This is a genomic window from Psychroflexus curvus (assembly GCF_020164585.1).
Lineage (GTDB): Bacteria > Bacteroidota > Bacteroidia > Flavobacteriales > Flavobacteriaceae > Psychroflexus > Psychroflexus curvus.
Genome location: NZ_JAIQZF010000002.1, coordinates 410,198 through 422,959, shown reverse-complemented (window position 1 = coordinate 422,959; position 12,762 = coordinate 410,198). Strand labels below are relative to the sequence as shown.

The following is a 12,762-nucleotide window of genomic DNA, read 5'->3' as shown; positions in this document are numbered from 1 at the left end:
TACATAAAAAATTGTAACATATTCAAAACAAGACCACTACAAAATTCATACAACTCAATTTTTAACACATTCTATAAATAAAGGGGTTTAAAAATATTTCCTTAGCATGTGTTATTGATGTTAAGCTTATAGCGTTAACCCCATATCAATACTTCAATTTTTCCTTTTTATCCCAAACTCCCCAGTAAGCGCCAACAATACCCTCAGCTCCCACTTTCCAGGATTCATCAAAGGATGAAAAATAAAAACTTTCAATCCCCGCTTTTTTACACCATAACTGCGTGTTGATAAAGTACTTCAAAGCATTTTCAGCAGAAGGTTCGGCTCCACCCAGGTTTTCTCCTTTGCTTGGCCAGCCGGTTTCGGTAATGATCACTTTTTTACCTCTACCCGCATTTAAAGCCTGTCCGTACATTTGCTGCATATGCGTTAATGAATACTCGTGATGACATTTTTCCCAGAACGGGTAGCAATTAGATAAAATAACATCACACATATCTGTCAAATCCGGATGCACTGCAAACTCGTAATACGCATCCACATAGCCTACCGGGATATGTGAAGGAATAGATCGTTTCACTTCTTCAATATGGGCTTTCAGTTCTTCCAGCGGTATATCATTTCTATACAAAACTTCATTTCCAACCGCTGCAATATCAACCAGACCATTATTAGCCATTTCAATAAGCGCATCTAATTCTTCTCTGTTTTTTTCCTTATCATCGCTAATCCAGGCTCCAACCAAAGTTTTAATACCGAGTTCTTTTGCGATTTTTGGAACAAATTCGTTGCCTTCAATACAGGAAAAGGAGCGTACCCACTTGATGTGTGGCTGTAGAATTTTCATTCTACGCATAACCTGTTCTTCTGTGATATGATCGCCAGGTTCCTGCCCGTCTTCATACATGCTAAAACAAATCCCATGAAAGCCTTCTTTCATTATGGAATTAAAAACATCATGAAGTTCTTCTATCGGAACCTCTGGTACAAAATCTAAGTTTTGTATAGAAGCAAAAAATTGTTCTTGTTGATCGGTGATTTGTTGTTCTTTTCTAAATGACATGGTTTACTTGTATTTTAATTTTTCATGTTTATCCCAAATTCCCCAACGTTGACCCACGTCTCCTTCGTGACGCGTTTTCCAAGATTCGTCAAATGATGAGAAATAAAATAAGTCTATGTTTTCCTGTTGTGCCCAATTATTTACATTGATAAAATATTTCATAGTGTTAATATTAGTCGGCACTGCTTTTTCATTGGCTTCTCCCTGACTTGGCCAGCCAGTTTCAGCAATCATAATTGGTTTTCCTTTTGCTCTGCTTACAATCAATGAGTGCATTTCACGTAAATAGGCTGTCGAAATTTCTATATCTGCACCTTCCCAGAACGGATAGCAGTTGATCAAAATAACATCACAGGCCTCGATGAGTGTCGGACGCTCATAGAAGACGGAATAAGCATCCACATACCCAACAGGTATATCTGGTAAAGCGGTTTTAACTTCCTGGATATAATTCAAAAGTTCTTTTTCGCTAAGTTCTTCCCGTAGTAAAACTTCATTACCAACCGCAGCTACATCCACCAGCCCGGCTTTGCCCAGTTTTATGAGTTGATTTATTTCTATTCGGTTCTGAGCTTTATCTTCGCTTATCCATGCCCCAGCCATAGTTTTCAAACCGTTTTGTTTGGCGATTTTAGGGATATGCTCGTTTCCTCTAGTACATGAAAAAGATCTTAACCAATTGGTATAAGGCTTAACGATATCCACACGCCTTTTGATTTGTTCTTCAGAAAGTGTGTCATCAATATCCTGCTCATCGGTGTAAGGGCTAAAACACAGTCCATGCATTCCTTTGTTGAGCGTTGTCGAGAAAAGAGCTTTTATGTCTTCCATTGATTTTGATGAAAAATCAATATCATATTTTGAATCTGGAGCAAATTCCGAAGAAGTCAAAGAAACAAGGTTTTGACCATGGTAAGAAGAACTTGATCTTTTTGGCAGGGCTTTCCTTTTCTTAAGTGCAGCCCCTATCTCTCTGACGCGTTTTTCACCAAGATCATAACGCCACATCACAATAAACGCTAGTGCCGCAGTGGATACGGGGACAATAATATCTGCTATTCTAAGTCGGTTCATGGTTTCTAAGGATTGAGAAACCAGAGATTCATCAAAACCAACTAAAGTTAAAATCGTACCACTCAATACCAACGCCAGAGCCTGACCCACTTTGACCATCCACCAGTAAATCGCACCAAACGTACCTTCTTTTCGAGGTAATCCATTTTCCAGTTCATCCAAATCACAGACATCGGCCGTCATGCTCATCATCAAGGTAAATAAGCCTCCTAATCCAAAAGCCATGAATGGAATAGGAACAAACATTAACCAGGGGCCACCCTGACTTACATCTATACTAAACCAAGACATTCCAATGCTATCTAAAAATGGATTTATCGATTCAAATACTGAGGCAACAAAATTGTTTAAACCCTGACCAACAGTAGATTGATTGAATTTAGCATTTAAAGAATTATCAAATCCCCACCACTTAAGTGCATAACCTAGGATAGAAATCACTGTAGATATGAGAAATGCGTTACGCTTTCCATATTTATTTGCGATTTTAGAAATGATAGGAATAACCATAAAAGCGGTTACAAGCGCTGTAATGGACGCGAACCATGCAGGCCAGGTCTGAGCTTGGCCATAATCTCCATTATAAATATAAAAAACGATTATAAAAAAGCTAAACGAAGCAACGATTTGAAACCCATTGAATACTAAGAAAGTGGCCCCACATAGCTTCATAAAAGGCTTGCTTTGTGAAACTTCCTTGATACTTTGTACTAAATCTTTAAAGGTAGACGATAAGGTTTTTAAACTTATTTTCTTTCTGTTTTCCATTTCACCAGCGTCCATACCTTTACAAAATAGAGCAGGCAGAATTCCTAAAGCTGCGCACGTGAGCCCAACCCATAAAGACAATTGACGTACGCCTGTCGCTTGAAGCTTTTCATCTGTTATCTTTTGTAATTCATTTCCAGAAAGCCCCATTTCTCCAATCGATCTTAAAACTTGCTCACTGATAGGAAATGCGGTAGGATCTGCGATAACCACCCAAAACCAGGGCACCAACATCCAAGCCACTTGAGCAACAGTATTTCCAAAAGCCATTAAACGAGTTCGCTCATTGTAATCTGGAGTCATTTCATAACCCAACCCAACCAAAGGGGTAGCAAACATGGTGTTTCCAACAAGAAAAAACAAAGACATCATCAGAAAGTACCAAAAGTTAAACAACACAGAGTTGTCCTCACTTAACTGAAATAACAGCGCAAACAGAATACCACTTAAAATAGCTCCAAAAAATATATAAGGCCTTCGCCTTCCAAATCTAGATTTTGTGTTATCAGAAATAAAACCCATGATTGGGTCTGTAAGAGCATCAAATATTCTTGGTAAACCACCTAACAAACCCGCTAAAAAAGGGTCCATTCCGAAAGCAGTTACTAAAAAGAACATGAAAACTGCTAAGGCGCCAGGTAACAAATTAAGAACAAAATGGCCTGATCCAAAAGCCGCCTTCTGACCTAATGGCACTTTATCTTTATCAGGAGTTTTTATTACAGACATACAAGTAAGATTTAGTTAGTGATAGTAATAGATTGGATGGCCTGCGGACTAATAGAAATCGTTTTCGTAACGTCTTCCAAAGTAAGGTCAAATACTTTTTCTTCTTCTGAAGGGTTGAATACAATGACCACATGGCTTCCGTCTGGGTTAGTTGCAGCACTCACCTGTAAATCTTTATCGGTGGATTCAAAATCAATGCGCTTTGCTCCTGGTCTTATGTACTTACTGAAGTGTGCCATGGTATAATACAATGGCGTAAAGTAAACTTCATCCTGATCTGGATCGACAATCACTGGAGCTACACACCAGTTTTCGAACCAATTGGGTCCTCCCTGGCGATTTAACACCATATTCCAGTCTACCCAACCGTCTACCCAGTTGTTCATACAACCAATAATATCTCGGGCATAGCGATACACAGGACGGTATTTGGGGTGTAAATGCTTTTGGTCTTCCGGCGCCCAGTCCCAGCCCCAGTCGGTGGCTTCTTTTTGCCAGTACCAGTCGTCATCCTGCCATTTCGGAACTTCCGCATCCACACAGGCTTCAGTTTGTATCAGGTATTTATCCGGCGCTTTTTCGTGAGCATATTGCAAGGCTTCCGGAAAAACTTTGAATGTACTTTCGTACCAATGAATCGCAGTTCCATCATAATATTTAGCATTTGCTTCATTTTTATACATCACGTCCACCCATTCTTTAATGCCCTTTCTGTTTTGATCGTAACCCAGAATTTTCAAGTCTCCTTTGCCGTCTTTTTCAAGCTGAGGACCGAGATAATCTCTTACAAATTCGGTCATTTGTTCCGGCGTATAATGCATACTTTCCCAGTTATTGCCGTTTCCGTGAGGTTCGTTTTCAACAGTAAACCCCCAAATATCGATACCTTCAGCTTTGTAAGCATCTGCATATTTTGAAAAGAATAATGCCCAGGTATCATAATGCTCTCGTTTCAATTCTCCCCCAACCCACTCGTTGTTGGTTTTCATCCATGGCGGAGCCGTCCAGGGTGATGAAATAATATCGAATCCCTCTGAAGAAGCTGCCATAGCATCTTTAATCATAGGAATAATATCATCTCTATCTTCTTCGATACTGAAGTTTTTCAATAAAGTATCCCCTTCCACTGGAGCATAGGAATATTGACCAAGTGAAAAGTCACTTGAATTCATGTGGGTTCTGGTTAAAGAATAGCGTGCACCACTATCCGCAAAATAAGCATCAATGACTTTTTGACGATTTTCCTCACTTAATTGATTCAATAAATAGGCTGAGGATTCTGTAAAAGAACCGCCAAAACCCGTAAAGGTTTGAAAGGTTTTCTTAGGGTTTAAGCTGATTTTGGATGTGGACTCAACCTGACTAAAAGTGTCAATTTTAGAAAGTTTATTCCCACTTCTGGAAGTTTCAACTACTTCTATTTCTAATTCAGTTTGTTTTTGAACACAAGAACTAACTAACATAAGTGCTATTAAGGTGATAGATAAAAATTTTAAACTTTTCATAAACAGTGTTTTTCATGATTGATTTAATGGTCAGGCATAATTTCATTTTTGACTGGAGGCATTTGCACATCCAAAAGAAGATTGATCAATTTTCCGTCGTAGGTCTTAGTGATTTTGGTTTTACCGCGTTTCAAACCTTCAAAGGTTCCTTTATCTACAGCGTCCCAAAGTGCATATTTAGCTTTACCATCAACAGTAAATAAGCCAAAGAAGTTTTCGGAACCTTTGGGATTGTGTGCGTCTTTCCAGGGTTCATCAAAGGCTTCAAAATAGAAACATTTGATCTTGTTTTCAGTAGCCCATTCACGCATTTTGTGATAATACAGAGATTGCTTGTATTCATCACTGGCTTTAGAACCATTCGGTCCATAAAATCCGCTAGACGCACTTGCCCAGCCTGTTTCACCAATATGAATTGGTTTTTTCACCCCTAAACTTTTCACATAACTCGCCACGCTGTCGTATTGCGACACCGCATAACTGAGTGCACGATTCATGACTTTATCCAGTTTTTCGGTGTTACTCAGTTTCGCCTCCCTGGGCAGAATTCCCCAAAATATTGGATTGTAATGGGTGTCATGCATTGGATAGGTGTGTATAGAAAGATAATCCACGCTTTTGATAAGCTCTTCGAGTTCTGGTGTGTGGTATTCACTTTCTCCGCCACCCCAGGACGCAAAGTTATCTGAGCTGGTGACCCATACATTTTTATCTAATTTTCCTTCTTTCTTTATCTGTTGAAGGTGTTTTACCCATTTTAAAATAATGTGGGGCTGAACAAAATAAGCCGACGCCCATTTCACCATAGTTTCGTTACCCACAGCAATGATCTTTACAATGTCTGGGAATAAGTTAGCCAACTCAACGGCACGCTCAATTTCAGCTGCATTGTTCGTGCTTTCCTCGTTGTGATTTAGCGGTAGCTCCGTCCATGCATTTTTGCAATCTATCCAGGCCCCTAGCATGACATACATTTCAAAAGATTCATCTTCTGCTTTGAGTTCTTTTATTGCTTTTAATATGTTGGCCGCATGTGGTAAACGCACATTGTAGGTACGCAATACACGAACATCCATCGCGTGAAGAATTTTTAAATCGGCTTTGAGTTCTTTTAGTGTTGGTTGCGAGTCGCGTGTTTTTTTACGATAGCCACCATAGGATATGGCTAGATAATCTGGTTTATTCAGAATTTCTTTTGCGGTTAAATTGCGGTTATTTTGCATTGATTTTTTCTCTTTCGTTGTTTGATTACACGAAGCCAGTATAACTAGGCATACTATTAAAATGGCTTGTACTATAGGCTTCATGACATTTTATTTTAAAATTGAATCTTTTATTTGAACGTGGATAATTTGAATTTTACCCGACCTGTTAAAAACATCCTGACTTATTTCCTTAGGCAATTGAAGCCCCTCCATTTGCTCTGAATCACCCTCATAGAATTTAACTTCAATTTTGTTTTGTGTTGAAATGGAATAAATTACCGGCACCTGGCAGAACGTAAATCCTAATGATTTTTTATCCAATTGAAGTTGATGCTTTTTGTTAGCAACATCTACATATCTAAAAATGTGCTTTTCATCTAGAAATTCAGTTTTTCTAAGCAAGTGTGGCTTAAACTGAAGCTTTCCTTTTTTGATACTTACACCCAGTTCACCAAAACGACTCAAAATATCTTCTTTCACCTGACCGGTCATACCTGGTTGTTGCGCTCCTTTCCCTTGCGGTGTATGCGAATACGGATCTGTTGGAAATGCTCCGTAAAGTTTTGGCGATTTGTGTACGCCAATACCTTCATTGATTTCGTAATAATGTTCCAGCAGGCGGCCAATGACTTCAGCAGAGGCGTCAGCATCTATCGCTCGAGTACAGGTTTCTAAAACCGACAACTGCAGTTTAGATACCATATGCCAATAAATAGAACCTAAGCCTTCGTACCCATAAAAGGTTCCTGAACGCCCTGTAAAGGACTTGTGATTGAAAACTTCTTCGTAAATCTGAAGAATTTTATCCTGCTCTTTATCCGCTAAAGATGAATAGTCTTCGTCTTCGAGAGAGGTTAAGGCTTGTTTTAATTTTTTCGCATTATTGAAGTTGGCATTGAAGTGATAGTCCCCCTGAGCATCTTTTTCGACGATTTTTCTGTTTCCATCTTCTATCATTTTCTGAAGTAATTGAGACGATTTCACAGATGCTTCTGAAATATGGTTGCGTTCCAGGAAGCCCTTCAATTCTTTATTCGGATACAATAAATAGCTGTACTGGTCGGACCTGAATAGCTTGCTTTGTCTCAGGGCATCGAGCAGGCTCAGGGCTTGATTTGAATTCAAATAACCCGAACTTAAAACAGCAACCTGACCTTCCAGCATTTCAGATAGATAATCTATTGAAACCTCATCTTTATTGACCGTCATTAAATTATACGCGTGGTATAAATCATCTGTTCGTTTATTAGCTTCAATGGCATGTTCAAGATAAACTAAGCTCGATTTTATAAAGTCATTGATTTGCCCAGCTGAAACTTCAGTTTTGCTACCTGAAAAACCAGATTTATAAACTTCAGTTCTATATAAACTAGCTGCTTCGCCTAGTTCGTCTAACATTTCTTTACGCTGGTGATCGTTAAATTCACCTTCAGTTAATTCCTGATATTTAGTAAACGCAGCTTCCATTTTGGTGAACATGGAAGCCAGTTCTTCTGAAATTTCATAGCGTTCTGAAGCATTAACGTCTTCAAAAACTGTTTCAAAAAAGGCTAAAAAACGTCTGAGATAAGATAAGGTCACCATAGAAACGCCGTTACCCACTAAAGCATTGTTGGCATCGTTCCATTCCGGACGTTGGGTATTCATCCAAATCCCAGCTTCAGGAATGAAGTTGGATAACTTAGCTAAGGCTGTAGCTAATATTTTTTCGATAAAATTGACGTGAATGATGTCACCGTTTTTATCCAGAAGCAAAGCACCGTCTGCACCGATTTGAGCACGCTTTTTTCGGATTTTAGCATCCGCTTTATGATCGAATTCTATGGTGTCTTTCGGGTCTTTTAAAATGTCCTGATACGGCTTAATTAGGTAAGGCACATTGGCGTAAACAAATTCTGATTTGTTAAATAATGTCGCTAAACTGTTTGGTTTGTAATCTTCGCAAAATTCCAAAAACTTCAGCAAATAAATAATCTGATGATCGCCCCAGTACCCGATATACGACCAGGTATCGTCTGGCTCAATAGTTTCCCAGTCAAAGCCGTCTTTGGTAACCCGGTAAGGGTTATAACCATCAAATGTAGTGGCGTTTAGAAACTTATAAATCATGCTTTCTATAAACTCAGGATACGAATGCGCAAGGCTTTCCCAGTTTTGGAAGATGTCTCGCCAGTTGCCTTCATAATCTAAGATTTTAGAACCGTCGTCGTCTTTTGTATTTATAGAAAATTGATTCCAGGGTCTGCTTGGATCACCATGTCGTCGGCTAAATTTTAGCGGTAAATATTCAAGAGCAAGACGTGTAAAGTCCTTGTCATTTTTAGACTTAGCCAAGGCTTTTAAGTCACTTAATGAAAAACGCTCTGCCAGGGACTTAATTTCAGAAGCAAATTTTATAGCTAGAGGCTTATTTGCCTTGTTGAGGTACTCTTTAAAATCCCAGCGTTCGATCTGATAATTGTCGTCAAAAATACCACCTCGCATGATGTTAAACATGGTATTGGCATAATGACGAATATCTCTTAAGTTGTCATTAGAACGTTGGAGTCCGTCTGCAGCTCCATTCAGCTGAATTAATTTTCCGGTACCTAACTGAATGTCTTTTTCAATTAAATCCAACAGATCATCTTGTTTTAAATCTTGCTGGAGTTTTACAACGGAAGCATGGTTATAATTCACATCTGCAATGATGTGCCAGGTCTTACCTGCTTCTGCTCCCATTTGCAGTGTTTCATGAATAAAGTAGGCGCCTTTTTCGGCTTTAACATCGGTTTCCTCGGTAATGTTTTTTCCAGATCTAAAGTTTTCGAGCTGTAAAGAAGACAGTAAACGAGTTGGGTTTTCAATACCCAGAGACCAAACCACATTGGCTTTTAAAGCTTCGCTGGGTTCAGCTTTATCCACAGGTACAGCACTAAGGGCAAAAATACCCAGACCTGATTTTTTATCGAGTTCGCTGCGCTTATAAGCATCCACTAAGTTGCTGCTTTGGGTTTGCAGATCGCTAACCACACCTGCTGGCAACACATTTTGGAGTCCATCTAAAACTTCAACTTTGACTGTGTCTGTATCGAGGTTATAAAGCTGAGCTTCCTTTACAAAACCAAAACGGTCACTGGTAGACCATCGGTAAGAAAATTTCAGTTTTAAACTATGATTGATTTCTTCAAAAATCAATTTATCCCCGTAGATGTTTTTGTAGAGGTTCCTTGTAATTTCATATTGCTCAACAAACCGATTTGAAAACGGCTCCCAAAAGTTGATTGCGTCTTTAGAATAAACTTTGAAAATCGTTTTGCTTCCTGTGTAATGTGCAGATTCAGTGATTTTATCGTCTGTGTAATACGGAAACAAGGCATATTCAGCATTTCTTCTTCCAGCAGTTAAGCCTCCATTGCTGGATATGAACATCCAGTGATTGGAATCGCTTACAACGCTCATAAAAAAAGGTCTCAGTGAATCATTGTTGGTGATTTTTAGAAATTTCTCACCGTTTAATCTTACTTGCTCCAATTCACTTTTTTTAGAGTTTTGATGATCTGCTATCTTATCTTGAGTCATAGATATTTAATTAGTTTCTTTAAATTTTTATTTAGTTGAAAAAGCAATAAAACTTCAGTTTACCGCTTATATAATTGTTTTTAGCTTTTTTTAATGTATTACTCGTAAACCCTCACATAATCCACTTCTAAGGTTTGAGGAAAAACAGTGTCAGCATTTGGAGGTCCTACAAAAGATCCACCAACTGCCATATTGATGATGATGTAGAAAGGTTTATTGAATACCCATTCGCCAGTTACATCTTCGTTTTCTGGAGTGATTTGGTTGTAAAGCACATCATCCACATAATAATTGATATAATTTTCTCCCCATTCTATACCATAAGTGTGAAAACCTGTATCTAGCCTATCATTTATAAATTCATAACTCTTTGTCACAGCGTTTCCTCCAGAATAGCCAGGTCCATGCACGCTTCCATGCACTACATTAGGTTCACTTCCATCGTATTCCATAATGTCAATTTCCCCGGTTTGCGGCCAGCCTACCTGGTCTATATCTGTACCCAGCATCCAAAACGCTGGCCAAAGACCGGTTCCCCAGGGTAATTTCATGCGTGCTTCTATACGACCATACTGCTTTTCAAATTTTGCTTTGGTAATAATTCTAGCGGAGGTATAATTAGATCCTTGAAACGACTCCTTCCGAGCGGTTATGGTCATCACACCCTCTTCAACTTTTAGATTTTCTTCTCTATCGGTATAATATTGAAGTTCATTATTTCCCCAGCCTGGAAGACCTTCTTCAGAGCCATCTCCAAGCTCAAAAGACCAGAGTTCTGAATTTAACTCGGTTCCGTCAAAGTCTTCTTGCATTACCAAGTTATCAAGAGTAGTCACAGTTTGAGTTTCGTCTAAATCACAACTAAACAAGCTAGCTGCAATAACGCTGGTAACTAACATTGAACATATCATTTTAGTCTTCTTCATGGTTTCTTTTTTAATCAATTACTTGAATATCGTCAAAATAATAGGTGCTTCCATCACCAGCAAGATCTGGAATAAACTCAAAGAATATAACTAAGCGCTGATACTCGAGATTACTATCATAAACTCCGCTTAAGTCAAATTCAATTTCTTCCCATTCATTAGAGGTTGTCGTACTTACATCTACAAAGACTTGATTGCCCCCTCCAGCTGTTTCTATGGCTAAGCGTATAGGAATATCAGCTTTAGGTGAATAGACTTTTATGCTTATCGTTTGGGATGTTGTAAAATCTACAGGCTGGTCTAAGTTTAACAAAGTTCCTGCAAAAAATTGGGATCCATTAGTTTTAATAGATTGCATAACGGTAGCAGAAGTATTGATTCCACTAGAAAATGGATTATCTTCCAATGTGGTTACAGCTCCTTCAAAACCTTGGAAACTGTAGTTTGCAGGATTAGATAACTCAAAATCGAGAGGAAGCGCAACAACTTCTGGTGTAATATCTTCTCCGTCTTCTCTGTAAAAATAAATATTATCGACATAAAATTCTTCAGGAGGTGGTATTCCGTTAAAATCAGCAAGTATAATCTGACCTAAATTGGTTTTAGGAGATAAGTTTGATATATCTACATCCAGTGAGATCCATTCTCCTGCTACCAAACCACTAGTAAATCCCTGAGACTCTGTAGTATCATCTCCGCCATCAAATGCAGCATCTGCACCAAAATCAACCACATCCACTCTTAGGCTGGTGTTTGCAGGTGGTGCATTAGGAATAAAAATATCAAAATGGAGGTGAGTAGCTAGTTTGGCATTAATAGTTGGCACGTTTTGATTAAATTCAATTCCTACGAAATTGAAATTCAAATAATAAAGTACATTGTCACCGCCAACTGTGAAATCTGCAGAAGTTGTGGTTTGGAAAGGTTGATAAAACCCATTATAAAAATCAACGGGTCGATTCTGATAGGCGTTGCTGAAAATTGAAATCACACTCTCAGGATCTCTGGTGGGAACTGGTGCTGGAGTAAATTCTCCTAAGGATTCTACAGTCAGTGAGCCTTCCGCTTTATCTCCATTTAAGGTAGCTGTAATCTCAGCTATTCCTGTTCCAACAATATTGACCTGACCAAGTCCTGTGACGGTAGCCACACTTTCATCTGACGAGGAGAATTCGAAGTAATTTGGAGTTACATTAGTAGTGACATCTCCTTGTAATGTATTAAAGGTTTGGGTTAAACCATCTACTTGCAAGTTTCCTCCTATAAAGGTTTGTGCAAAAATGTCGTCTCCCTTTTGGGTTCTTGGTCTAGGCTGGGCAAGGGTGCCTAAATTTTCAAATTTAATTTCATCTATCCAAATCGTAAATCCCAACCCATTGGTATTTTGTGTTCCAGCAGAGAATGTAAACATTCCTCTTTCCTGAACTAATTTGGAGGGGTCTGGTAAAGGGATAATGTATTTTTTCCAATCGGTTGATAATTGCACATTAGTAGCCGTTCTGTATTTATCTTCAATAAAGTCACTTCCAAAACCAGCTTCCATAAGTCCTGTTGTAGAACCTTTAGCCCAAAAGGTTAACGCATCGTAACCTGTCAAGTCCCTTCCTTCGCCTCTGTCTCTAAATATGCCTCCTATAAATCCTCCATCTGGATCGTTAGGTGCCGGAACATCAATTCTTATTGACGTTGTTCCTTCGTAAGCTTCAGAGTCATCTGTACCAAAACCGTTTACATTTGCTCCTCCTGCTGGGTCAAACGATATGAAAAACTCATCTGTAAGTCCAGCCGGTGCATCATCAAAAACTTGCCCATTGCTAGGAAAAGTAGCTAAAATAGCGTCATCTGAAAGATCTCTTTCGCAGCTTGTGATCACTATCGCAGATAGTATAACAAGTCCTAGTAATTGAAAATAGTTGTTATGTATCATTTCG

7 protein-coding genes are annotated in these 12,762 nt (G+C 38.8%); all 7 read right to left on the bottom strand.

Annotated elements, in window-relative coordinates:
- Positions 1-145: 145 nt before the first annotated feature.
- The 7 genes from LB450_RS04055 to LB450_RS04025 all read right to left on the bottom strand — a co-directional run bounded on the left by LB450_RS04055 (position 146) and on the right by LB450_RS04025 (position 12,758).
- Positions 146-1,063 (bottom strand): glycoside hydrolase family 17 protein, encoded by a 918-nt coding sequence (locus LB450_RS04055; protein ID WP_224486576.1) that lies wholly within the window; start codon positions 1,061-1,063, stop codon positions 146-148.
- Between the two features lie 3 nt (positions 1,064-1,066).
- Positions 1,067-3,634 carry an MFS transporter gene (locus LB450_RS04050; protein ID WP_224486575.1) on the bottom strand — a complete coding sequence of 856 codons (2,568 nt, stop codon included), beginning with the start codon at positions 3,632-3,634 and terminating at the stop codon, positions 1,067-1,069.
- An 11-nt stretch (positions 3,635-3,645) separates the two neighbouring features.
- Positions 3,646-5,139 (bottom strand): glycoside hydrolase family 30 protein, encoded by a 1,494-nt coding sequence (locus LB450_RS04045; RefSeq protein ID WP_224486574.1) that lies wholly within the window; start codon positions 5,137-5,139, stop codon positions 3,646-3,648.
- 23 nt (positions 5,140-5,162) lie between these two features.
- Positions 5,163-6,446 carry a glycosyl hydrolase family 17 protein gene (locus LB450_RS04040; protein WP_224486573.1) on the bottom strand — a complete coding sequence of 428 codons (1,284 nt, stop codon included), beginning with the start codon at positions 6,444-6,446 and terminating at the stop codon, positions 5,163-5,165.
- 6 nt (positions 6,447-6,452) lie between these two features.
- The gene (locus LB450_RS04035) at positions 6,453-9,905 is read right to left on the bottom strand and encodes a hypothetical protein (RefSeq protein ID WP_224486572.1); all 3,453 of its coding nucleotides are present in this window, start codon (positions 9,903-9,905) and stop codon (positions 6,453-6,455) included.
- A 98-nt stretch (positions 9,906-10,003) separates the two neighbouring features.
- Positions 10,004-10,831, bottom strand: a complete 828-nt coding sequence (locus tag LB450_RS04030; protein WP_224486571.1) for a glycoside hydrolase family 16 protein — start codon at positions 10,829-10,831, stop codon at positions 10,004-10,006.
- Between the two features lie 10 nt (positions 10,832-10,841).
- A complete protein-coding gene (locus tag LB450_RS04025; RefSeq protein WP_224486570.1) occupies positions 10,842-12,758 on the bottom strand; it encodes an Ig-like domain-containing protein in 1,917 nt (638 codons plus the stop codon).
- Positions 12,759-12,762: the final 4 nt, after the last annotated feature.

Excerpts from the sequence above, each read along its gene's own strand:
- LB450_RS04045 (WP_224486574.1), bottom strand. The coding sequence starts at position 5,139 with ATGAAAAGTTTAAAATTTTTATCTATCACCTTAATAGCACTTATGTTA.
- LB450_RS04055 (WP_224486576.1), bottom strand. The coding sequence starts at position 1,063 with ATGTCATTTAGAAAAGAACAACAAATCACCGATCAACAAGAACAATTT.
- LB450_RS04030 (WP_224486571.1), bottom strand. The coding sequence starts at position 10,831 with ATGAAGAAGACTAAAATGATATGTTCAATGTTAGTTACCAGCGTTATT.
- LB450_RS04040 (WP_224486573.1), bottom strand. The coding sequence starts at position 6,446 with ATGAAGCCTATAGTACAAGCCATTTTAATAGTATGCCTAGTTATACTG.
- LB450_RS04035 (WP_224486572.1), bottom strand. The coding sequence starts at position 9,905 with ATGACTCAAGATAAGATAGCAGATCATCAAAACTCTAAAAAAAGTGAA.
- LB450_RS04025 (WP_224486570.1), bottom strand. The coding sequence starts at position 12,758 with ATGATACATAACAACTATTTTCAATTACTAGGACTTGTTATACTATCT.
- LB450_RS04050 (WP_224486575.1), bottom strand. The coding sequence starts at position 3,634 with ATGTCTGTAATAAAAACTCCTGATAAAGATAAAGTGCCATTAGGTCAG.